The 21,277-nt window shown below is 69.5% G+C and carries 19 protein-coding genes and 1 pseudogene; 12 read left to right on the top strand and 8 right to left on the bottom strand.

From position 1 onward, the window contains the following. Positions 1 to 2: 2 nt before the first annotated feature. Positions 3 to 2,120 (bottom strand): hydrogenase iron-sulfur subunit, encoded by a 2,118-nt coding sequence (locus tag ACQUSM_RS04785; RefSeq protein ID WP_435116270.1) that lies wholly within the window; start codon positions 2,118 to 2,120, stop codon positions 3 to 5. A 272-nt stretch (positions 2,121 to 2,392) separates the two neighbouring features. Between ACQUSM_RS04785 and ACQUSM_RS04780 the strand changes: the two genes are divergently transcribed. From ACQUSM_RS04780 to ACQUSM_RS04765, 4 genes are read left to right on the top strand one after another with little or no spacing between them, the layout of a single operon-like run. Continuing rightward, entirely contained in the window at positions 2,393 to 5,605 is a 3,213-nt protein-coding gene (locus ACQUSM_RS04780) for a molybdopterin oxidoreductase family protein (protein WP_435116268.1), read from the top strand. Position 5,606: 1 nt separating this feature from the next. After that, complete coding sequence (locus ACQUSM_RS04775) at positions 5,607 to 6,287, top strand: 4Fe-4S dicluster domain-containing protein (protein WP_435116266.1); 681 nt, start codon at positions 5,607 to 5,609, stop codon at positions 6,285 to 6,287. Then, positions 6,284 to 6,673: a hypothetical protein gene (locus ACQUSM_RS04770; RefSeq protein ID WP_435116264.1), complete on the top strand. Its 390-nt coding sequence runs from the start codon at positions 6,284 to 6,286 to the stop codon at positions 6,671 to 6,673. Before ACQUSM_RS04775 ends, ACQUSM_RS04770 begins: the two co-directional genes overlap by 4 nt. Then, entirely contained in the window at positions 6,670 to 7,662 is a 993-nt protein-coding gene (locus tag ACQUSM_RS04765; protein ID WP_435116262.1) for a cytochrome b/b6 domain-containing protein, read from the top strand. The genes ACQUSM_RS04770 and ACQUSM_RS04765 overlap by 4 nt, the downstream gene beginning before the upstream one ends. Positions 7,663 to 7,744: 82 nt before the next feature. On the opposite strand, the gene ACQUSM_RS04760 is transcribed toward ACQUSM_RS04765, so the two are convergent. Next, complete coding sequence (locus tag ACQUSM_RS04760; RefSeq protein WP_053947779.1) at positions 7,745 to 8,143, bottom strand: hypothetical protein; 399 nt, start codon at positions 8,141 to 8,143, stop codon at positions 7,745 to 7,747. A 96-nt stretch (positions 8,144 to 8,239) separates the two neighbouring features. On the opposite strand from ACQUSM_RS04760, the gene ACQUSM_RS04755 reads away from it, so the two are divergent. Further along, positions 8,240 to 8,419 carry a hypothetical protein gene (locus ACQUSM_RS04755; RefSeq protein WP_435116259.1) on the top strand — a complete coding sequence of 60 codons (180 nt, stop codon included), beginning with the start codon at positions 8,240 to 8,242 and terminating at the stop codon, positions 8,417 to 8,419. Positions 8,420 to 8,519: 100 nt separating this feature from the next. Here the strand turns inward: ACQUSM_RS04755 and ACQUSM_RS04750 are convergent, their stop codons facing one another. Further along, the gene (locus ACQUSM_RS04750) at positions 8,520 to 12,029 is read right to left on the bottom strand and encodes a UvrD-helicase domain-containing protein (RefSeq protein WP_435116257.1); all 3,510 of its coding nucleotides are present in this window, start codon (positions 12,027 to 12,029) and stop codon (positions 8,520 to 8,522) included. Continuing rightward, positions 12,026 to 14,053 carry a hypothetical protein gene (locus ACQUSM_RS04745; RefSeq protein ID WP_435116255.1) on the bottom strand — a complete coding sequence of 676 codons (2,028 nt, stop codon included), beginning with the start codon at positions 14,051 to 14,053 and terminating at the stop codon, positions 12,026 to 12,028. Before ACQUSM_RS04745 ends, ACQUSM_RS04750 begins: the two co-directional genes overlap by 4 nt. 129 nt (positions 14,054 to 14,182) lie before the next feature. Between ACQUSM_RS04745 and ACQUSM_RS04740 the strand changes: the two genes are divergently transcribed. Together ACQUSM_RS04740 and ACQUSM_RS04735 are read left to right on the top strand one after the other, a co-directional pair. Further along, entirely contained in the window at positions 14,183 to 15,175 is a 993-nt protein-coding gene (locus ACQUSM_RS04740) for an asparaginase (protein WP_435116253.1), read from the top strand. Positions 15,176 to 15,218: 43 nt separating this feature from the next. Further along, positions 15,219 to 15,476 carry a hypothetical protein gene (locus tag ACQUSM_RS04735; protein ID WP_435116251.1) on the top strand — a complete coding sequence of 86 codons (258 nt, stop codon included), beginning with the start codon at positions 15,219 to 15,221 and terminating at the stop codon, positions 15,474 to 15,476. Here ACQUSM_RS04735 and ACQUSM_RS04730 read toward each other — a convergent pair. The 3 genes from ACQUSM_RS04730 to ACQUSM_RS04720 form a co-directional block, all read right to left on the bottom strand. After that, positions 15,473 to 16,453, bottom strand: coding sequence for an AAA family ATPase (locus tag ACQUSM_RS04730; RefSeq protein WP_435116249.1), 981 nt, complete (start codon positions 16,451 to 16,453; stop codon positions 15,473 to 15,475). The two genes, ACQUSM_RS04735 and ACQUSM_RS04730, sit on opposite strands and share 4 nt — an antisense overlap. Positions 16,454 to 16,536: 83 nt before the next feature. Continuing rightward, positions 16,537 to 17,298 (bottom strand): enoyl-CoA hydratase/isomerase family protein, encoded by a 762-nt coding sequence (locus ACQUSM_RS04725; protein ID WP_435116247.1) that lies wholly within the window; start codon positions 17,296 to 17,298, stop codon positions 16,537 to 16,539. Positions 17,299 to 17,351: 53 nt separating this feature from the next. Next, positions 17,352 to 17,999: a helix-turn-helix domain-containing protein gene (locus ACQUSM_RS04720; RefSeq protein ID WP_435116245.1), complete on the bottom strand. Its 648-nt coding sequence runs from the start codon at positions 17,997 to 17,999 to the stop codon at positions 17,352 to 17,354. A gap of 84 nt (positions 18,000 to 18,083) precedes the next feature. Between ACQUSM_RS04720 and ACQUSM_RS04715 the strand changes: the two genes are divergently transcribed. From ACQUSM_RS04715 to paaE, 5 genes are read left to right on the top strand one after another with little or no spacing between them, the layout of a single operon-like run. After that, positions 18,084 to 19,025 carry a Phenylacetic acid catabolic protein gene (locus ACQUSM_RS04715; RefSeq protein ID WP_435116243.1) on the top strand — a complete coding sequence of 314 codons (942 nt, stop codon included), beginning with the start codon at positions 18,084 to 18,086 and terminating at the stop codon, positions 19,023 to 19,025. Between the two features lie 2 nt (positions 19,026 to 19,027). After that, positions 19,028 to 19,546: a PacF protein gene (locus ACQUSM_RS04710; protein WP_435116241.1), complete on the top strand. Its 519-nt coding sequence runs from the start codon at positions 19,028 to 19,030 to the stop codon at positions 19,544 to 19,546. Continuing rightward, positions 19,546 to 20,376, top strand: coding sequence for a 1,2-phenylacetyl-CoA epoxidase subunit PaaC (gene paaC, locus ACQUSM_RS04705; RefSeq protein WP_435116239.1), 831 nt, complete (start codon positions 19,546 to 19,548; stop codon positions 20,374 to 20,376). Before ACQUSM_RS04710 ends, paaC begins: the two co-directional genes overlap by 1 nt. After that, positions 20,369 to 20,818: a 1,2-phenylacetyl-CoA epoxidase subunit PaaD gene (gene paaD, locus ACQUSM_RS04700; RefSeq protein WP_435116237.1), complete on the top strand. Its 450-nt coding sequence runs from the start codon at positions 20,369 to 20,371 to the stop codon at positions 20,816 to 20,818. Before paaC ends, paaD begins: the two co-directional genes overlap by 8 nt. After that, complete coding sequence (gene paaE / locus ACQUSM_RS04695) at positions 20,815 to 21,018, top strand: 1,2-phenylacetyl-CoA epoxidase subunit PaaE (protein WP_435116235.1); 204 nt, start codon at positions 20,815 to 20,817, stop codon at positions 21,016 to 21,018. The genes paaD and paaE overlap by 4 nt, the downstream gene beginning before the upstream one ends. Positions 21,019 to 21,178: 160 nt before the next feature. Here paaE and ACQUSM_RS04690 read toward each other — a convergent pair. After that, positions 21,179 to 21,277, bottom strand: a pseudogene (locus ACQUSM_RS04690) (DUF7558 family protein); the annotation flags it as partial.

The raw sequence follows: 21,277 nt of genomic DNA, 5'->3' as shown, positions 1-21,277 counted from the left end.
AGTTACCCCTGAAACACGATCTGCGCGCGGCACTCGTCGCAGTACTCGAAGATGCTGTGCTCGGTGTCGCCGGCGATGCCCTCGACGAGCTCGCCGACCTCGTCCTGCACCTTCTCCATCGATCCGCGGCTGGTGAAGGGGGTGCCACAGCGTACACACTCGATCATCTCCCCCTCGAAGACGGGCTCCCACTCCTCGCCGTCGCGGTTCTCCGGGAGCCGGGAGCGCTCCAGCCCGGGCTCGATCGTGATGGCGCCCTCCGGACAGCCGCTCTCACAGAGCCCGCAGTTCACGCAGTCGGCGTGGTTGAACTGGAGTTCGCCGTCGTTGGTGCGCTGGATGGCGTCGGTGGGACAGAGCGTCGAACAGGTGGGCGTGAGGTTGCAGTCGTCGGAGACCGCCATCCGCCCGAACGTGTCCAGCCCGCGGATCACGTCTCGCTCGGGGTCGGTCTCCTCCAGGATCCGGCGCAGCGACTCCAGCGCCCAGTCGTGGGTCGTGAACGGCTCCCGGGGGGAGTCCGGCCGGCCGGTGCCGGTGGCCTCGTGCTCGCCGGTCGGGAGCGGCGACGGCGCCAGCCCCTCGACGAACTCGTCGAGTTCGTCGGCGAAGCCCGCGGGGTCGCCGCCCTCGGGCGCGAAGAACGCGGTCCGGGAACCGAGCTCCAGATCGTTCGTCGCGATGTTCATCCGTTCGACCAGTTCGGCCTTCGGGTCGGGGCCGGAGTGGAGACAGTCGTCGCCGCAGCCGACGATCGCGACGCCCTCCGCACCGGCCGCGAGCGCGTGGAGCACCTGCGCCTCGCCGACGGTGTCCGTACAGTTCACGCGGACGGGTAGGATCGGCTGGTAGGACACGTCCTCGCCGCGGCCCGCGCGCCGCCCGTAGCTCTCCAGGGCGTCGGCGGCCTGCTCCGAGCAGACGAACGCGATCACCGGCGACTGGATGCCGCTGTCGCCGCCGAAGAACTGCGAGATGCGGCCGCCCTCCTCCATATCGAGCAGGGATTCGACCTCCCGCGCGAGGCGCTCGTTCGACGGCTCGCGGAGTTCGACCGCGCCCGTGGGACACGAGGACGTACACGCGCCACAGTCCATACACGCGGTCTCGTCGAACGCGACCTCGTCCACCGCGGGCCGGGAGACGGCCTCGTGCGGGCAGGCGTCCGTACAGCGCGTACAGCCCTCGACGCCGGAGTCGCCCGAGGCACAGAGATCCATGTCGATGTCGAGATGCTGGGGCTTGGAGATCCCGCCGAGTTGGCTCTCGACGGCCGCGGCGACGCCGCCGTCGAAGTGGGAGAAGTAGCCCAGCTGGCCCCCGCGACCCCGCGTCGGGCCGCCGGGGTACACCACTTGATCCGCCTCGATCGTTCGTTCGACACCCTCGGGCTCGATGGCGTCGACCGGACAGCAGTCGAGATAGTCGCCGTCGGGCGCGTCCGGCGCGATGTCGACCGGGTAGGAGCTGACCGCCTCGTCGGGGCCCTGCTTCACGCACTCCATGCAGCCGATACAGTCCTCGGTGACGCGGGCCTCGACGGTGAGTTCGAACTCGCCGAACGAGCCCGAGAGGTCACGGATCCGGCCGCGCTCGACGTCAACGTCGTCGAGGTCGTGCTCCGGTTCGCCGAAGTCGAGCCCGTTCGCGAGCAGCGTCACGTCGGCGCGCCCCGAGAGGGATTCGGCGGCGGCGGCGTCGCCGACGACGACGACGTGGTCGCCGGCCTCCTTCGACACCGTGCGCGAGGGCGACTCCTCGCGCAGGCCCGCGACGGTCGCGTCGATGGTGCGGGCGGTCTTCTCGGTCGCTTCGGGCGTGTCGTGCACCCAGCCCGAGCCCTCGCGGTGGTCGACGAACGCGGTGGCGTCGGGGTGGAGCCCCTGTGCCTCGGCCATCTCCTGGATCCGCCGCTGGCAGCCGGCGTCGGGGGCGGTCGCGACCACGTGATCGAGGTCGTACTCCTCGACCACGGCGGCGGCCTTCCCGAGCCCGTCGCCACAGAGGTGACTCGCGCTCGCGACCACCTCTACGTCCTCGTCGCCGACGCCCTCCCTGACGCCCTCGGCGTCGATGGCGTCGGGGGCGCCGCAGTCGCAGACGAACGCGCCTACCTTCATCGTCCGAGCGCTTACCTACCGCCCCCAATAGGGCTTGCGACACGGGCAGTTGTTTTTCCGAGAGACGGAAGATCGACTCGTCGTTCTTGGTATTGGTTCCGGTGGTTCCCAAAGGGTGGGAATTCGTGTACGAATACAGTTTCATTGACAATCCTGAGGGTTTTTCGGCGGGCCAAAATCGCCGTACTGCCGTGCGATGGATTCAAGGAGTACCCGTTCGTGTATCCGTTAATTCGTGCCAGTCCGTATCGCTGGTACGACATGATACAACAATGAGTTCACAACCAGTCTCCCTCGACCTGGACCGCAGGTCGTTCCTGAAGGCGAGCGCGCTGGCCGGCGCAGTAGCCCTCGGGGGCGGCGGCGCGGGGCAGGCACTCGCACAAAGTGACGGGGAGGTCGACGGAACCGACGAAGAGGGCGAACTCACAAAGACGGTCTGTAACTTCTGTGCCGTCGGCTGTGGGTTCCGGGGCGAACGCAAGGGCAACGCCTTCGTCGGGCAGGAGCCCTGGCACGAGAACCCGATAAACAACGGCTCGCTCTGTTCGAAGGGTGCCGCGATCTACGGGAGTGAACACTCCGAACGGCGGCTCAAGCACCCGCTCGTCAAGGACGGCGACAGCTGGCGCAAGGCCGGCTGGAGCGAGGCGCTCGACAAGGTGGGCAGCGAGCTCAACCAGATCCGGGAGGAGCACGGTCCCGACTCGGTGATGTGGATGGGGTCGGCCCACTTCTCCAACGAGGAGTCCTACGCGTTCCGGAAGCTCTCGAGCTTCTTCGGGACCAACAACGTGGACCACCAGGCCCGGATCTGTCACTCCACCACCGTCGCCGGCCTCGCGAACACGTGGGGTTACGGGGCGATGACCAACACGATCAACGACTACCGCAACTTCGATCTCAACATCATCATCGGCCAGAACCCGGCCGAGGCCCACCCGATCGCGATGCAGCACATCCTCGAGGGCCAGAAGCGCGGCGGCGATATCGCGGTGGTCGACCCGCGGTTCACCAAGACCGCAGCCCACGGGGACTACTACTACCGGATGCGGCCCGGCACCGACGTGGCCCTGATGATGGGGCTGATGAAGTATCTCCGGGACGAGCAGAACCTCGACCGCGACATGCTCGAGGAGCGGGTCATGGGCTGGCCGGACGTCGAGGCCGAGCTCGATCAGTACGACCTCGAGACCGTCGAGGACATCACGTGGGTCAGTCAGGAGCAGATTCAGGAGCTCGGCGACCTGATCGCCGAGAACGCGCCGAACGTCCAGATCGAGTGGGCGATGGGCGGGACCCAGCACAACAACGGGACCCAGAACATCCGGTCCTACGCGCTCACCTCGCTGGCCTCCGGCAGCGCCGCCCGCTCCGGCGGCGGCCTGCAGGTCATGCGTGGCCACGCGAACGTTCAGGGGGCGACCGACCTCGCCGTCGCGAGCCACATCCTGCCGGGCTACTACTCGGTCGGTTCGCCCGGCTCGTGGCGCTACTGGACCGACGTGTGGAGCAAAAGCCCGTACACGAGCGGGGAGATCTCCTTCGAGGAGCTGTACGACGAGTACGACCTGATGCCGGAGGAGAAGTACGCCCGGCAGTCGGGTGAAGGGGAGGTCGACGAGACGTTCCCGAACGACCGCTCGATGATGTTCCAGAAGGGGATGACCGTCGCGCGGTGGTTCGACGGCGGGCTCCCCCAGGAGGAGCGGCTCAACGAGACGCCGCTGTACCAGCCCGACGAGCTGAAAGCCGTCGTCATCTGGGGCCACTCGCTGAACTCCATCTCGGAGATGCAGAAGATGAAGGACGCGATGGACCGGATGGATCTGGTCGTCGTCGTCGACGTGTTCCCCTCGGTGGCGTCGGTGCTCTCCGATCAGGACAACGTCGTGATCCTCTCGGCGGCCTCGCAGTACGAGCACCACCGCTCGCTCACCAACTCCCACCGTTCGGTCCAGTGGTCCGAGCCCGTGCGACCGCCGTCGCACAACACGAAGCCGGACCTCGAGATCATGCAGGAGCTGGCCGCCCGGTTCGGCTTCGGCGACCACTTCGACTGGGGGTCGGGCTCCGGGCTCTACAACGGCAAGAGCACCTACGAGGAGACCCTGCGCGAGGTCAACCTCGGCGTCCGGACGATCGGCTACCAGCAGGATCCCCAGCGGCTCCAGGAACAGCAGGAGTACGACTACGCGTTCTCCACGGACAACCTCCGCTGTGAGGAGGAAGGGCTCCCCGTCTCCGGGGAGTTCTGGCAGCTTCCGTGGCCCTGCTGGGGCGAGGGCCATCCCGGCACCCCGATCATCTGGAACGACGATCTCGACCCGCGCAACGGCGGGCAGGACTTCCGTGCTCGGTGGGGCGTTCAGGCGCCGACACCCGAGGAGTGGGAAGAGATGGACGTCGGGGACAAGGAGTACCCGATGCAGGAGACGTACGATCAGGACGGCGAAGAAGGCCTGAACCTCCTGCGTGACCCCTACGAGCCCGAGTGGGAGTCCGACTTCGACGGCGAGGTGCAGGGCGTCCCGCAGTACCCCGGGTTCGCGACGACGCTGCCCGAGGACTACACCAACCCGGACCAGCTCTCGCTGCCGTACGCGTACGCGCTCGATCCGAACCAGTCCGTCTACGACACGGCGGTCGCGATGAACGAGCGCTACGGGACGGACTTCGACGAGGACTGGTACGAGCAGTACGACTACGCCCAGCCGGACGCGCCGACCGGACGTGGCCGCGCACGCGGCGTGGTCTGGGGCTTCCTCGACACGGTTCCGGTCCACCGGGAGCCGGTCGAGAGCCCGCGTCCCGACCTGGTCGAGGAGTGGCCCGCGAACGGCCAGCAGACCAACTTCTACCGGCTCGACCAGAACAACGCGGCGGTCCAGGAGCGCGCGACCGCGGCCGCGAACGATCCGGGCGACGAGTCGGCGTTCAGTACGGTCATGACGACCGGGCGGCAGGTCGAACACCAGGGTGGCGGGGCCGAGTCCCGCTCCAACGAGTACCTGGCCGACCTCCAGCCCCACATGTACGTGGAGATCCACCCGAACATGGCCGAGGAGATGGGGATCGACGGCGGCGACCTCGTCGTCGTCTCCACCACCGACCGCGGGTCGGTGCTCGTCAAGTCCCGCGTCACCCCGCGACCCGGCCACGGGCCGGAGGAGGAGGAGATCTTCCTGCCGTTCCACTGGGGCGGCATCGCGAAAGGTGAGAGCCTGCTCGACAAGTACCCCGACGGCAACGAGCCGTTCGCCATCGGCGACTCGGTGAACTTCATCACCTCGCGCGGGTACGACGTGGAAACCCAGATGCAGGAGACCAAGGCGGCGCTGGCGAAGGTCCGGCCCGCGACACAGGAGCTGGTCGACGAGCTCAACATGAACGTCGATCTGAGCACGTTCTCGTTCCCGCAGGACGAGGACGGGTTCGGCCAGCAGAAGGACTTCGACACCCGCGACAACACGACGGTTCAGTAAAATGTCTACTAACGAATCAAACACCGAAGTCATCGGCCAAGGGGTGATGAGCACCGGCGAGGATACGCGCATCTTCCCCGACGTGGCCGCGTGTATCGACTGTGGCGGCTGTGTAGTCGCCTGTAAACGAACCTGGGACGTACCCAAGGACGAACAGCGCATCAGCATCTCCACGATGCTCGAGGGCGAGGAGGGCGCCGAGGGGCTCAACGCGAACCCCTCACAGGCGATGGCCCAGGGCGAGAGCCCGGGCGAGACCAGCGTCCCGATGCAGTGTTACCACTGCGAGAACGCGCCCTGCGTGTCGGTCTGTCCGGTCGACGCCCTCGTCAAGAAGGACGACGGGTTCGTCGACGTGCGCGACGACGTCTGTATCGGCTGCCAGTACTGCCTCTCGGCCTGCCCGTTCGGCGCCCCGCAGTTCCCGGGCGCGAACGACGGCTCGGCGGAGCTGTTCGGTACCGGCGGCACGATGGACAAGTGTACGATGTGTCAGGAGCGACAGGACGTCGGCAAGGGCCCGGCCTGTGCCGAGGAGTGTGCGACCGACGCCATCCTCGTGGGGACGACCGAGCAGATCGCCGACGAGCTGGAGAAGCGCGACTCGGGGACGTTCTTCAACGACGAGGCGATGAAGGTCGTCTTCGGTGAGGACGAGGCCAAGGAGGCGTTCGGCGTATGAGCAACTCGACCGCAGAGAACGGCGCCAGCAGCTACTCGGGGACCGTCGTCGCGGTCAACGCCGTGATCTCGGTGGCGGTCGCGCTCGGGTTGGTCTGGGTCGTCAACGGGTTCAACGTGTTCTACGAGCGGCTGGACCGTGTCTCGCCCACCGTCGACGGCGGCGGGATCGGGACGGCGTTCGTGCAGGGCAACGAGATCGGTTGGCTCGTGTTCATGGTCGAAGCCATCCACGCGGTCGACGTGCTGATGGGGCTGTTCATCCTGGTGCTGGTGTTCGTCCACTGGGGCTCGTTCCGACGCCTCGCCGCGAAGATGCGCCAGCCGGGCGAGTCCCGCGCGGTGCCCGACGGGGGCGACGCCGACACCGGAGGTGAGAACGAATGACGAACCTCGATCACGGGAAGTTCACGCGCATGACGACGGTGTTCCACTCGCTGCTCGCCATGGACGTGTTCTTCCTGTTCTTCACGGGGTACGCCATCATGTTCAACGACGAGCTCTGGTGGATGCTCACCCTGATGGGTGGCTCCGGCGCGGTCGCCGCGCTCCACCGGGCGTTCGGCGTCGGCCTGCTGGCGCTGATCACCTTCTGGATGCTGATGATGGTGACGACGGACACCGGGCGCTCGAACTTCCGTGAGATCATGCCGACGCCCGGCGACGCGAAGGCGTTCGTGCAGGACATCCAGTTCGTGCTGGGTAACGCCGAGGAGCGCCACCCCAACGCCCGCCAGTTCGCCGGCGGCACCGCCGACGAGATCCCGCTGCTGAGCTACGTCGGCAAGGGCGTGGTGTTCATCTTCGCCGCGGAGCTGACGCTGCTGTCCGTCTCGGGCCTGCTCATCTGGAGCAAGACCGGGCTGATGCAGTACTTCGCGACCCAGACCGCGGCGATGGCGTTCGTCGTGTTCCACGGCCTGCTGGGGGTCGTGATGCTGATGGGTGTGATGTTCCACATCTTCGAGCACGGGTTCCACCCGGCGTTCTTCCCGGTGGAGACGAAGGCGTTCATCCCGCGTTCGATGATCCCCGAGGAGCACAGCGACGACGACGAAGGGACGGGCATCGAGCACCTCGAGCTCTCGCCCAACTGGGGGAGCGCCTCGAACCTCGCCGGCGCGGCGACGGTGATCGGGATCGTCAGCGTGCTGACCGCCAGCATCTACGACACCGGCTACCCGGTGTCGCTCGAACTGCTGGTCGGCGGCGGCCCGACGAACCTGCTGCTGACCGTCGGCGTCAACATCGGCGTGCTCGTGCTGTTCCTCGGCATGGTGCTGTCGGTGTACGGTAACCTCGTCCGCATCCGCTGGGAACAGCGCATGGCCGAGGAGGAGGAGTCCGACGGCGTCGAGGCCGAAGCGGCCGACTGACGCCACACTCGCGGTTTTTCTTTCTTTTCGATCGAACAGCAGCCGCTCCAACGGCGTTCCGACAGCGCAGAACGAGAGGGCGTTAGGAGATCAGTTCCGCGCTCTCCGTCGACAGTTCGACGGTCACGTCCTCGGTGGCGTGCTGCTGGATCTGGTCGATGTTTCGCGTGAGCACCTCGAGCACGTCCTCCGGCTCGGGGTAGACGAGCATGTTGCCGTCGTCGTCCTCCATCACCAGCTGGGTGTCCGAGAGCTGGATCTGCCCGTCCTCGATCGAGGCGACGATCGACGACAGCGCCTCGGAGCCGCCGGGCTCGCCCTCGACCACTTTCGTGATGTAGAGGCTGTCCATACCGATCAGGTCTTTGTACTCCCGAATCCGCTCGGCACAGCTGACCATGTCGCGGGTCACTGCCGTCTTCTCGGGGTTCCCGTGTTCTCCTTCGTAGCAGTGTTTGCAGACCCGCAGTTCCATCCGCATACCCCGCTGTCGGGGATGGGGTCGGATATAGCTGTCCACCTCGGCCGACCGCGCTGCGACCGGGGAGTTATTACGGACGCGCCGTAACGGGCAGGTATGGCTGGCGAGCTACTCAACATGGCCTACGCGTGGGCGGCTGTCGCCCTCGCCGTAGTCGGCGTTGTGGGAACGATGCTGTTCACCGACGGTCCCGAGAACGACCGGACTGCCTCCGGCGTCACCGCGATCGCGGTCGCGGTGTTCGTCACCGCGCTGGTGGCGTCGCTGACGCTGTAAGGCGTCGCGATCGTCGAGGCGCCGATAGCGACTGCACCGTCGGTAGATCGCACCGTTTTCACGCTCTTTCCCCGCGTAGACGCTTCTCAACGGGGTGGAGCTACCGCTGACAGTCCCAGCGGCGGTCAGCCAGCCGATCCAACAGCGTGCGAACGTCCTCCGCCCCGGCGGTGACGGTGGCGCTCTCTTGGCGGGCGCCGACGGTCGTCACCGTCGCCGTCACGGCCGACGGCTCCTGTCGTTCGAGGAGCCACGCGTACGTCGCCGCCTGTAGCTCGTAGCGCTCCCGGAGTTCGGGCTCCGGCGGCCGGAGTCCGATCTTGAACTCGTCGACGTGCCACGCCCCGTCGGCATCGACCGAGACCACGTCCGCGCGGCCGCCGAGCTCGACGGCCAGTCCCGAGATGCGCACGACGGCGTCCAGCGGCTCCTCCACGTACCGCCGGCGGCTCGCCGCCAGCCGCCCGTAGCTCTCCGTCGCGGCCAACTGCGGGCAGAGCGTCCCCTCTACGTAGCGCCGGAGCTGCTCGCGCTCGTCGGGCGCGACGCCGCGGGCGTACTCGTCGATCGCTCGGTCCAACGCCGCCGGCAACGGGCCCGCACAGTCCCGGAGCGTCTCGGGGTCGACGCCGGCCGACAGCGCGGTCGCGAACACGTCGTGAGCCACGTCGCCGACGACCTCCGGCCCCATCGTCTCGAACGACAGCGGGACCGTGACGCCGTCCTGCTCGGCGTGGAGCGGCTGCCCGCTCAGGTGGGCGAGCACGCCGTCGTCCGGCGCCGCGGCGAGCTCGTACACCGTACTCGGGTTGACGAACCGCGGCGTCCACCCGCGCTCGGGGAGCGGGTCCGGCCGGTCCGTCGTCTCCCCCTCCTCCTGCCCCTCGATCGCGGTCGGTGTCTCGCCGTCCGCACGGTGGACCGCGACCGTCAGCGGGTCGTGGTCGCCGGGCGCCTCGACCGTGTACTCGCCGTCGCGGTCGGCATCGAACGAGAGCGTCTCCCGGAGCGTGTCGACCCAGCGGTCCCGCGGCGTCGGCTCCGAGCGCCGTCCCGGGAGCGGGAGCACGAGGTGGTCGCGCGCCCGCGAGAGCGCGACGTACAGCAGGCGCCAGCGCTCGGCGCGTGCGGCCGCGACGGGCGCCCGGAGCGGCGGCGGCCCCGCCAGCCGGGGCGGGTCACCCTCGACCCACCGCTCGCTCGCCCACCGGAGCCCCGCGCTCCCGTCACCCGGCGACGCGTCGGGGTCGTAGGGGCCGCCGGCGAGCACCGTCCCGCCGAGGTCGGGGTACGCACTCCCGAGGTTGGGCTCCGGGGGGGCCAGCGCGACGTGGCGGCCGTGCGCGACGAACCGGTCGAGGTAGGCGCCGTAACGGCCGACCCCGCTTCCGAGATCCGCGACCGCGACCACGTCGTCCTCGTCGCCTTTCGCGCCGTGGATCGTGCGGAACGTCACGTCGGCCTCGGCGGCAGTCGGGAGGCTGGGCCCGCCTCTCGGGTTCCGGCGCGCGTGATCCAGTGCCGTCGCGAGTCCGGCCAGCGAGTACGGCTGCTCGCCCTCCCAGTCGGCGACCACGCCGACGAGTCGGTCCAGTACCGCCGCATCGTCGACGGCAGTTGCGCTCTGATCCAGCGGGTCGTCGGCCAGCGAGAGCGTCTCGATCACGTCGCTGACCACGTCCGCACCCGCCATCGCGAGGTGGTCGGCGCGCCGGCCCGCGAGCTCGGCGAGCCCGTCGACCACCGCCGCCTTCGTCCCCCGCATCGCTCCCGACTCGGCCACGGCCGCGATCGACCAGTCCGAGCGCATGAGCCGGTCGACGAGCCCGTCGATCGGCAGGTCGTCGTCGTTGACGAGATCGAGCGTCGCCGACTGCGTCGTCGGCCCGCGGAGCCACTCGACGACCGCACAAACCGCGCCGACGAGGGGGTGGTCGAACAGCGCGCGGCTGGTGTCCCGCACCGAGAGCCCGGCGTCGGCGAACGCGTCGACGTACGTGTCCATGTGGGTTCGGCGGTGGAACAGCACCGTCACGCCCGGCTCCTCGCCGTCCTCGCACTCGAACCGGCCCGACGCCAGCCCCGTCGCGATGCAGTCGGCCAGCGCCTCGGCCTCGCCCAGCCCCTCCGCCGGATCGACCCACGTCGGCGACCCGGGACGGCCGTGCTCCGGGAACGCGGCGACGTGGACGCCCGGCTCGGGCGTCGGCTCGCGGACGGCCGAGAGCCGGTCGTACGCCCGGGTTTCGCGACCGTCGGCCGCTGCCTCGGCGCCGCCGCGGGTCGGGTAGGTAAACGTCGGCTCGAACACGGTGTCGATCGCGGCCGCGATCGAGGGGCGGAAGCGGTACGATCTGGTCGCGCTCCGTCGTTCGTGGGGCGCCCAGTCGACGCCGAAGTACTCGCCCTCGGTCGCGGCCCGGTCGAACAGACTCGGCTGGGCGTTCCGCCACGCGTAGATACACTGTTCGCGGTCGCCGACCAACAGGACCCGCGTGTCGGCGTCGACCAGCGGCGCGAGCGCGTCGTGCTGCGCCCGGGAGACATCCTGTGCCTCGTCGACGATCACCGTCGAGAGCCGGTCGGTCCAGCGTCGGCGCAGGCGATCCCGGAACGCGCTCTCGTACGACTCGTTCTCGAAGAACTCGGCGACCCAGTGGGCCACGTCGACGTGGGCGAGCACCTCCGACGCGCGACAGGCCTCGTCGTAGGCGTCGAGGTAGGCGGGTAACACCGTACAGAGCGCGTCGACGGCCTCGCCCCACCGCTCGTGGCAGTCCACGTCGGCGTCGACGACCGCGTCGGGATCGCCGTCGGGATCGGTTTCTAGCCCCCGTTCGACCGCCGCGCGCTCTTCGGGGCCGAAAAAGCGCTCCGTGTCCCGCAGCACGTCGGCCAGCGAGTCCGGCGTCCCGTCGGGGTAGGATCCGGAGACGACCCCTCCCAGCCGTTCGTGCAGCGCTGGCACCGAGAGGCGGCGCTCCCGGCAGGCGCTCCGGGCGGCCGTGAGCAGATCGGCGGTGTCGGCGTCGTACCGTCCGCCCGGGTAGGCGTCGTCCAGTGTCGCGAGGGCGTCGTCGAGCGACCCGTCGTCCCGGATCGTGTCGAGCGCGTCGCCGTGGACGCTCGCCAGTGCGGCGCTGTCGCCGACTTCCGGCACCTCCTCGAAGCCGACTTCCCCGGTGATGGCTTCGAACACCGTGCCGAGGACGCTGTCGATCGTGCCCACGCGGTCGCTCCCGCGGAGCGCGGTCCCCAGTTCCGTGGCGGTCCCGTCGTCGAGGTCGACCGGCGCGTCGGGGTCGGCGGCGAACTCCCGGAGTGCGCGCTCGACGCCGGGGAGGATGCTCGCGGCGTCGTCGCGGGAGAACGACGTGACACAGAGCGTCTCCGTGGGGCTGTCGACCCCATCCCGGGCCTTGCGCGCGAGGTCCTCCGCGGCGATGCTGTCGGCGGTGACGGACTTCCCCGACCCCGGCCCGCAGTCGAGCACGAACAGCCCCGAGTCGGCGGCGAAGAAGGCGTCGCGAATCTCCGCCTGCGCGCCTTCGAGCCGACGGTAGCCGTCCGTCCCCTCCTCCGCCGGGCCGGCCGACTCCTTATCACTCATCGCGCACCACCCCCGTCGGCGGCGAGGGCGTCGGGGAGCGTCCCCGCCGTCAGTAGCGACTGCGCCGCCGGCTCGTCGACCTGTCGGGTCGACACGCCCGCGAGCAGGGGCGAACGCTCCCGCGCGGTTCCTTCGCGGTCCCGTCGGTACCGCGTGCAACAGAGCGTCTCGGTCGCGGCGCCGAGCCCGCTGGCGAGGTGGTCGGCCTCGCGGGCGGCGGTCCACCGGCCGGGGACCGCCAGTCGCCGAGCGGCAGCACTGTCGCCCGCGACGACGGCCTGCCGGAGTGCCTCGGGGAACACGCTCTCGACTCGACGCGGCCAGACACCGTCCACCAACCCCACGCCGACGACGTGGGGCGCTTCCCGGAGCCACGCGTCCGTCGCGTCGATCACGTCGACTGCGGCGGCGTTGGCGTGTTCGCGCCGGCCCGGGCGAGTCGTCACCACGCGCTCGGCGAGGTCGGCGACGGCCAGCCACGAACGCGGCACGTCGCCGGCGTCGAGCCACTCGCGGTACTTCGCCCGCGTGTCGGTCAGGAGCTCCTCGATCCGACTGAGCGCGCGGGCGTACCGCGAGGTCCGAGCGAGATCGGAACTGTCGTCGGCGAACACGGCCGGCAGCGCGAACTCCCGCCCCGCCTCGACCAGCGGCTCGAACGTGTCGTGGATCGCGGCGGGCTCGGGCGTTCCCGGCTGTTCGTCGGCCCAGTCGAGGAACGTCCGGAGCGGACGCGCTCGCCCCCGGTCGATCTCGCCGTCGTCGACGACTGCCGTGAGTCGGTCTGCCCACCCACCGAGCGAGCGCTGCGCCTCGGAATCGGCCGTGAGCGCCGCTCGGAGCTCGCCGATGTCGGCGGTGGAGAGCGGCCACGCCGCCGTGTCGTCGATCGCCGGCGGAACCCAGTGGAACTCCAGCGGTTCGAGTAGTCGCTCTACCCCGAGTTCGTCGGCCGCGAGGACGGCACAGGTCGCCGCGAACTGGCGGTAGGGGATCGTCCGCTCGACCGGTAGCTGCGCCCAGACGGCGACGTTCACCCCCTGCCGTCCCATCGCTCGACGGAGCGGGCGCTCGTACTCCGCGGCGTCGCGGGCGACGACCAGCAGATCGCTCGGCGACACGCCGTTGCGGAGGTGGGCGGCGACGACGCCCGCCGCGAGTCTGGCCTCCGCTTCGGGCGTGTCGGCGACGAGCTCCGTGGCTTCGAGATCGGGACCGACCGACGGGTCCCGACCGTCCGTCGAGAGACCGACGCCGTTCGGGGCTCGGTCCGGAAGCCTGTCGACGATCGACGGCCCCGTTCCCGGCCGGAGCGAGAGCGTCACGTCGACGCCGGCGGCCGTGGCCGCGTCCAGCAACGAGAGCAGCGGGGCGTCCACCGCACTCACGCCGGCGACCGAGAGCCGTTCGGCCGTCGGGAACGTCTCGGACCAGAGCGCCGGATCGTCTCGAAGCGTGTCGGCCGCGGCCGGCAGCAGCGTCTCACGCGAGTGGACGGCGCCGACACGCTCCGCGAGCCCCTGCTCCAGCGCGCGGACGCCGGCGAGGAGGTCGGCCGTGTCCCGGGCAGCGACCGACGGGAGCCCCTCGGCGACCGTCGACAGCGCGTTCAGACGATCGTTCTCCCAACCGGTCATCTCGCCGACGCGGTCCTGTGCCGCGGCGATCGTCTCGGCGTGGGCGGGGAGATCGCTCCCGACCGCCGCACGCAGCCGCTCGTTCGTCTCGGTGTCCCGTTCCAGCAACGATTCGAGATGTTTGAGCCGGTCGATCCGGTCGATCGTCTCGCTCGGTTCGTCGGCGGCGTCCAGCAGCCGACTTGCGATCGCCGTCGCGTCGGTGAGCCAGAGACTGCTCCGCGGCGTCGCCCGCTCGGCGAGCCGTCGCTTCAGGTTCCGCCGGTGGAGTCGCTCGGGCGTGACGACGAACTCGGCCGGTTCGGCGGCCCGACCCGCCCGGTCGAGCAGTTCTTCGGGGCGCCCGACGACCGCTCGGATCGAGCCCCGGTCGGTGGTCTCGGTCATGCGGGAAGGATATCCCCGACGTGGCCCCCGATCGGTAAGTATCCGTGGGACGGCAGCCGGGCTCGCGGCGGTGCCGGCAATGATCGCCGCAATCCCGCGGCGTATCGTCCGCCGGTGTCCCGCTCCGGCATGGAGGTCACGCTACTGAGCACGGGCGGGACGATCGCCAGCACCGACGGCGACGGGGGGAAGACGCCGTCGAAGGCGGGTGAGGCACTGATCGAGGCGGTTCCGGGGCTCGGCGAGCGGGCGTCGCTCACGGTCGAGCGAGTCGCGAGCGTCTCCGGCTTCGACGTGACGTGGAAGCGGGCGGCTGCGCTCCGGAACGCGGCCGAATCGGCGGCCGACGAGTCGGACGGGATCGTCGTCACCCACGGCACCGACACGATGGCGGAGTCCGCGTACCTGCTGGACCTGACGACCGACCTCCCCGTCCCGGTGGCGTTTACGGGCGCCCAACGGCCGTTCGACGAGGTGGGGACCGACGGGCCGCCGAACCTGCTCGCGGCCGTCCGGACGGTCACGCACGACCGCGTGGGGTCGGGGACGTACCTCGTGTTCGACGACGAGGTCCACGCCGCCCGTGACGTGGTGAAGTCCCACACCAGCGCGCTCTCGACGTTCCGCTCGCCCGAGCGTGGCCCGGTCGGGGAGTTCACGCCCGCGGGGCTTCGACTGTTTCGGGAGCCGCGGAGCTACGCCGACGGCGCGCCCGACGTGGACGAGATCGGCGCGGCGATCCCGATCCTCACCTCGGGACTCGGCGTGAGCGGCGACACCCTCCGTCGGGTAGTCGGAGAACTGGACGACCCCGCGGTCGACGGCGTCGTGGTCGCGGGGACGGGGTTGGGAAACACGACGGGCGCGCTCTGTGACGCGATCGAGGAAATCCGGGCAGCCGAGGTCCCGGTCGCCGTCGCCTCTCGCTGCCACGAGGGTTCGACCGCACCCCTGTACGGCGGCGCCGGCGGCGGCACGACGCTCGACGAGCTAGGAGTGCTCTGGGCGGGTGATCTCCCGGCGTGGAAGGCACGCATCAAGCTCGCGGTCGCGCTGGCGGTCGGCGACGACGGGGTCGACGAGGCGTTCTTCGAACGCGGGCTCCGCGAGCCCGGGCAGTGAGCCGCAGCGTGGCCGATTTATCCGTGGGGCGCCACCGGCGACCGTGAGCGAGACGATCGCGGATCGGGTCGTCCTTACCGTCGAGCCCGACGACGACGGGACGGTGGCGGCGCTCGACTCGGACCGCTACCGTGCGTTCCTCCGGCGTGCACACGCCGGGCCCGTCGGTGTCGGCGACGAGTGGGCGGAGTTCGTGAGCCGCGGCTGTGGGTCGACGCGGGACGTGACGCTCCGCGTGGCGGCGGTCGAGGGCGGCGAAGAAGTCGGGGCTGGGACGGCGTTCGCGTTCCGGCGCGACTAAGCCTCCGGGGCGGCGTCGACCGTCGGCACCTCGACGCTGTCGAGCACGTCCGCGATCACGACCGCCTTGTCGACGCCGTCGACCTGTGCCTCCGGCGTGAGCACGAGCCGGTGGGCCAGCGCCGGCTCGGCGACGGCTTTCACGTCGTCGGGGGTGAGGAACTCCCGGGAGCGCAGGGTGGCGTGGGCGCGGCTGATCTCGAACAGCCGTTGGGTGCCGCGCGGGGAGACGCCGACCTCGACGCGGCGATCCTCGCGGGTAGCTCGGGCCACGTCGGCGACGTAGTCTAGGAGGTCCGGGTCTGCGTGGACTTCCTCGGGGACGTGCTGGAGCGTCTCGACCATCCCGTCGTCGAGCACGCGTTCGACGGAGGGCACCTGCTCGGTCCGCCCGGCGCGGCGGCGGAGCAGTTCGATCTCGCCGTCGCGCTCGGGGTAGCCCATCGAGTCCTTCACCGCGAAGCGGTCGACCTGCGCCTCGGGCAGCGGGAACGTCCCCTCGCTCTCGACGGGGTTCTGGGTCGCGATCACGATGAACGGCTCGGGGAGCTCTCTGGTCTCCCCCTCGACGGTGACCTGCCCCTCGGCCATCGCTTCGAGGAGTGCAGCCTGCGTCTTCGGCGGCGCGCGGTTGATCTCGTCGGCCAGCACGACGTTCGCGAAGATTGGGCCGGGCTGGAACTCGAAGTCGCCCTCGTTCTCGTGGAACACGTTGGTCCCGGTGATGTCTGCCGGCAGCAGGTCCGGCGTGAACTGGATCCGGGAGAACGAGAGCCCCAGCGCTTTCGAGACGCTCTGGGCGGTCAGCGTCTTCCCCGTACCGGGGACGTCTTCGAGCAGGACGTGCCCGCGGGCGAGCACGCCGACGAGGACGGTTTCGAGGAACTCGCGGCGAACGATTACGGCTCCCTCGATGGCGTCGAGCACCGCTTCGCAGCGCTCGCCCGCCTCCGAGGCGGAGGGCGTGTCAGTCGTCATTCACCCGTACGTTACACCGGGGGGCCAAAGTTCCTGTCCTCGCGGTATCGCGGGGAAACGACACCGCTGGGCCCGACGTTCTATCAATCGAAGTTCGGTTTACGCCCTTCCCGAAACGCGTCGACACCCTCCTCGTGGGCGGCAGTGTCGTACGCCAGCGACTGGATTTTGGCCTCCCGGCTGAGACCGTCGCGCCACGGCTGCCCGAGGTTGTCGTGGATCGCCTCCTTCGCGAGCCCGACGTTGGCAGTCGGCTGTTCTCGGAGCGTGTCGACGAGATCGTCCACGCGGCCGTCGAGGTCGTCGTCCGGTACGGACTCGTTGACGAGGTCCATCGCTGCCGCTTCGTCGGCGCCGACGAGTTTCCCGGTGAACGCGAGTTCCTTCGTTTTCCGGAGGCCGATCAGGCGGGGGAGGATCGCGGTCGCACCCATGTCGGGGATCAGTCCGACGTTGACGAACGTGGCGCCGAAGCGGGCGGATTCGGCGGCGTACGCGAAGTCCGAGAGCGCGACCAGCGACATCCCGGCGCCGACCGCGTCGCCGTTCACCTTCGCGACGATAGGGACCGGGGCCGAGAGCGCGTTCTCGGCGACGCGACCGAACGTCGACTGGACGCGATCGTACGCCTCCGCGGTGTTCCAATCGCGTTCGGCCATCGAGTCGATGTCGCCGCCGGCGCTGAACGCGTCGCCCTCGCCCGTGATCACGGCGGCGTCGTGGGCTTCGGGGTCGAGGTCGCCGAGTGCGTCCACCAATTCGGCGGCGACGCCGGTACTCATCGCGTTGTACACGTCCGGCCGGTCGAAGGTGATACGCTTGACTGCGCCGTCGTCGATCTGCATGGGTAGGTCCGGGGCCGGCGGCGTCTTAGTACCCGCCGCTGGGCCGTGGCCGCTCAGCGGTCGGCGTCGAACACCTGCGCGAACAGCGCGTGCTGGCCTCGACGGAGGCGTTCGAGAAAGGCGGTTTTGCTGATCCCCATCGCGTCGGCGACCTCGCTCGCCGTCGCCTCTCGGGGAACGGTGAAGTAGCCCATCGCGACGGCAGTGCGGATCGCGTCGCTCTGGGCGGGCGTGAGGTCCCACCGCTCGGCCACGGTGCTGTCCTCCTCGGGCCCAAGTGCGTACACTCGTTCCAGTTCCACGCCGACGGTCCCGCCGGCGGTCTCCATGACCGCCTGAAGGATCTCCTGCCCGACGACGGCGCCGGTGAGGAGGGCGTCGCCGCGCTGGTAGCGCAGCGACTCGACGACGAACCCCGCGCTGACGAGCTCGTGGACGACGCTGCGCTGGAGCGAGAGACAGCGGTAGCTGTGGCGGTCGTCGACGGCCGCGCGGTAGAGGTAGCGAATGCGGTCGTCGGCCTCGAGCGCGGCGGTAAAGTTCTCGTTCGGCGCCGCGCTGAACCGGAGGAGGACGTTGCCGTCGTCCCGGAGCAGCGGCGGGGCCACGTCGACGACCGCGTCGGCGGCGCGGGACGCCTCGGCGAGCGGGCAGTCGTCGCCCCTGACGCGGAACTCCGCCATCAGGCACTCGTCGATCATCGCGCCCAGAGAGGTGCCGACGATATTTAAACCCCGTCTATGGACTGCCGAACGAGTAAGGTCGATCGTCGGTAAGGATCGATCATGGACATCGAGGAGGTCAAAGAGCAGGCAGCACCGCGCGCGTTCAGCCCGCGCGACGACCTGCCCCGGGAGTACCGCGAGGCCGCGACGCGGATGCTCGAGTTCCACGCCAACAGCGAGATCATGGGCGCGTATCTGGAGCGCCCGTTCATCCGCAAGGCGCCCAGTCTCGAGCGCAAGATGGCGTTCAGCGCCAAGACGCAGGACGAGATCGGCCACGGGCAGATGCTCTACCGCGCGGCGGAGTCGCTGGGCATCAAGACCCGCGACGAGATGCTCGAGGACCTCGCCAACGGCGACGGGAAGTTCCTCAACTGCTTCCACTACCCGATGGAGGAGTACGTCGAGACGCCGATGATCGCCTTCTTCGTCGACGGCGCGGCGATGCGCCGGCAGGCGACGCTGAAGTCCTCGAGCTGGGAGCCGTACGCCCACGCGATGGACAAGATCTGCTTCGAGGAGGGGATGCACGTCAAACACGGCGAGTCGATCCTCCGGGAGCTGATGAGCGGCTCCAAGCGCGAACAGGAGATGACACAGGAAGCCTTCGAGGAGTGGTGGCCCCGCATCCTGCAGTTCTTCGGACCGACCGACGACCAGAGCACCCACCACGACTTCGCCGAGCAGGTGGGGCTGAAGACCAAGTCCAACGACGAGCTCCGAAACGCGTTCCTCAACACGTACATGCCCAAGGCGGAGAACTACGGGCTGGAGATCCCCGACGAGCCGCGCATCCGGGACAACGGCGACGGCACCTACGAGGTCGTGGAGGACGACCTCGACTGGGAGGAGTTCTTCACCGTCTCGAAGAACGAGTACGAGGGCAGCATCGAACAGATCGACGGTCGGGCCCGCGCCCAGGAGGCCGTCCAGTGGGTGCGCGACATGCTCGACGGGCAGTCGACCACCGGGAGCGGCCCCACGCCGCAGGCGGCCGACTGACCATGATCTGGGAAGTGTTCCGGCAGGGGACGCCCGAGGCCGCCCACGAGCACTGCGGGAACGTCCACGCGCCCGACCGGGAGATGGCCAAGCAGTTCTCGGTGATCCAGCACGGGCGCCGCAAGCCCACCCACTCGCTGTGGGTCGCCCCACAGGAGAAGGTCAGCGGGGTCTACGGCGACGAGGACGCCGGCCCCGTCGACGGCGAGACGGACTGGGCGGTGTTCCGACAGGAGCAGGCGGGCGGCTACCACGAGCACTGCGGGCAGGTGACCGCAGCCAGCCTCGACGACGCGAGAGAGGCAGCCCACGACGCCTTCGGCGAGGACGACCCCAACAGTCTCTGGCTGGTCCAGTCGCGTTACGTCGGCGAGATCACCGACGAGGAGGTCGAGTTCGGCGGCACGACGAACAAGGCCTATCGGTTCGCCCAGACGTACAACGTCGACCCGGCTGCCGAGGAAGTTCAGGCCTCCGAGAGCGAGCAGATCGAGGCCGAGCGCCGGCGGGGTGATAGCTGATGGCGGCGACCGACGCCGACCTCGGCGCCCCCGACGAACTCAGCGAGCGGGAGCGCGAGGCCGTCGAGGCCCAGCTGTTCCGGCTCGCCGACGACGAGTACGTGCAGGCCGAGCGGTACACGTTCTGGCAGGTGCGCGCGCCGACGCTGGAGTCCGATCTCGCGGTCGCGAACAACGCGCAGGACGAGCTCGGCCACGCGCGGCTGTGGTACGACGCGATCCAGCAACTCGGCTACTCCGAGGAGTCGCTGCTGTGGGAGAGCGAGCCCGACGATTTCCAGCACAGCACCCTCGTCGAACTCCCGTTCTCGGAGGGCGACTGGGACGACGCGATCGTCCGGGCCTATCTCTACGACGTGGCCGAGGAGATCCGCCTCGCCGCGCTCGCGGAGTCGAGCTACGAGGCGATCCGGAATCGAACGAGTCGCATTCAGGGCGAGGAGGACTACCACGTCAAGCACGCCGAGAACTGGCTGCGCCGCATGGCCGACGACGAGGAGGGGAGCCGCCGCGTACAGGCCGCGCTCGAGAGGCTCTACCCCTACGCGCTGACGCTGTTCGAGCCCGTGGACGAGGCGGTCGAACAGGATATCGTCGACCTCGGCATCCGCGACGCGACGCTGGCGGAGATGCGCGCGGAGTGGGAGGAGCGCACCACCGCGTTCCTCACCGACCTCGGCTTCGAGGTGCCGGAGAACGTCGAACCGGCGACGCCGACGGGGCGGGACAACGAGCACACCCAGCACTGGCACGACCTCCACGAGGAGATGACCTCCGCCTACCGCAACCTCGGTCGCCACGAAGCGACCACACTCATGGACGATGAGTAGCGACCACGACGCCGAGGCGTTCGACCGCCCGCGGGCGGACCCCGACGCCGCGCCGTGTGGCTACACCGAGTACGAGACCAAAGAACGCACCACCGAGGAGGTGCCCGCCACCGGGGAGGGCGCCGAGGGGCTCGAACGCGAGGTCTGGGCCGCGCTGTACGAGGTCGAGGACCCCGAGATGCCCGTCAGCGTCGTCGACCTCGGGCTGATCTACGGGCTCGAACTCGACGACGGCGAGGCGACGATCGACATGACGCTGACCTACAGCGGCTGTCCGGCCCGTGAACTCATCCTCGACGACGTGGAGGAAGCCGCCGAGAGCGTCGACGGCGTCGAGAACGCCGAGGTCCGACTGGTCTGGGCGCCGGACTGGTCGCTCGACCTCGTGACCGAACAGGGGAAGGAAGCGCTCCGGGAGTTCGGCATCAGCGTGGAGCGATGAGCGACGAACCCACCTCGGGGCCGAGCCCGGGTGCGGGCGAGCCGGACCCCAGCGTCACGACCAGCGGCGAGACGACCGGCGCGGAGTGTCCCTACTGCGGGTCGGAGAACACCGAGCGCGAGCACCCCCGCGGGCCGTCGCGCTGTCAGTCGATCCACTACTGTAACGACTGTTTACAGCAGTTCAAGAAGTTCGAGTAGGGAGGCTGTCGAATCGATGTTCTGCCCGCTTCAGGACCCATCTACGTCCATCTCGTCGAGTTCTCTCCCGGCTTTCTCGATGTCGTAGTGCCCGTGGACGCCCGGGAGGTGAACGGACGAGGGTTGGGACGCCGTAAGCGAGAGATGGGTGACGGGGCCACTCTGCCGGCGTCGCGACGAGATGCGTCTCGGGATCGCGCGTCCAGTACGTCGCGAGCCCGCCCGGACTACAGCGGGCGCACAGCTGCAACAGATGTCC

The organism is Halolamina sp. C58 (genome assembly GCF_051195095.1).
In the GTDB taxonomy this organism is placed as follows: Archaea; Halobacteriota; Halobacteria; order Halobacteriales; family Haloferacaceae; genus Halolamina.
The sequence above is the reverse complement of the archived record's forward strand: the minus strand, read 5'-3'. Positions and strand labels throughout refer to the sequence as shown.

Coding starts and splice junctions, on each gene's coding strand:
- ACQUSM_RS04785 (WP_435116270.1), bottom strand. CDS start 2,120: ATGAAGGTAGGCGCGTTCGTCTGCGACTGCGGCGCCCCCGACGCCATC.
- ACQUSM_RS04780 (WP_435116268.1), top strand. CDS start 2,393: ATGAGTTCACAACCAGTCTCCCTCGACCTGGACCGCAGGTCGTTCCTG.
- ACQUSM_RS04775 (WP_435116266.1), top strand. CDS start 5,607: ATGTCTACTAACGAATCAAACACCGAAGTCATCGGCCAAGGGGTGATG.
- ACQUSM_RS04770 (WP_435116264.1), top strand. CDS start 6,284: ATGAGCAACTCGACCGCAGAGAACGGCGCCAGCAGCTACTCGGGGACC.
- ACQUSM_RS04765 (WP_435116262.1), top strand. CDS start 6,670: ATGACGAACCTCGATCACGGGAAGTTCACGCGCATGACGACGGTGTTC.
- ACQUSM_RS04760 (WP_053947779.1), bottom strand. CDS start 8,143: ATGCGGATGGAACTGCGGGTCTGCAAACACTGCTACGAAGGAGAACAC.
- ACQUSM_RS04755 (WP_435116259.1), top strand. CDS start 8,240: ATGGCTGGCGAGCTACTCAACATGGCCTACGCGTGGGCGGCTGTCGCC.
- ACQUSM_RS04750 (WP_435116257.1), bottom strand. CDS start 12,029: ATGAGTGATAAGGAGTCGGCCGGCCCGGCGGAGGAGGGGACGGACGGC.
- ACQUSM_RS04745 (WP_435116255.1), bottom strand. CDS start 14,053: ATGACCGAGACCACCGACCGGGGCTCGATCCGAGCGGTCGTCGGGCGC.
- ACQUSM_RS04740 (WP_435116253.1), top strand. CDS start 14,183: ATGGAGGTCACGCTACTGAGCACGGGCGGGACGATCGCCAGCACCGAC.
- ACQUSM_RS04730 (WP_435116249.1), bottom strand. CDS start 16,453: ATGACGACTGACACGCCCTCCGCCTCGGAGGCGGGCGAGCGCTGCGAA.
- ACQUSM_RS04725 (WP_435116247.1), bottom strand. CDS start 17,298: ATGCAGATCGACGACGGCGCAGTCAAGCGTATCACCTTCGACCGGCCG.
- ACQUSM_RS04720 (WP_435116245.1), bottom strand. CDS start 17,999: ATGATCGACGAGTGCCTGATGGCGGAGTTCCGCGTCAGGGGCGACGAC.
- ACQUSM_RS04715 (WP_435116243.1), top strand. CDS start 18,084: ATGGACATCGAGGAGGTCAAAGAGCAGGCAGCACCGCGCGCGTTCAGC.
- ACQUSM_RS04710 (WP_435116241.1), top strand. CDS start 19,028: ATGATCTGGGAAGTGTTCCGGCAGGGGACGCCCGAGGCCGCCCACGAG.
- paaC (WP_435116239.1), top strand. CDS start 19,546: ATGGCGGCGACCGACGCCGACCTCGGCGCCCCCGACGAACTCAGCGAG.
- paaD (WP_435116237.1), top strand. CDS start 20,369: ATGAGTAGCGACCACGACGCCGAGGCGTTCGACCGCCCGCGGGCGGAC.
- paaE (WP_435116235.1), top strand. CDS start 20,815: ATGAGCGACGAACCCACCTCGGGGCCGAGCCCGGGTGCGGGCGAGCCG.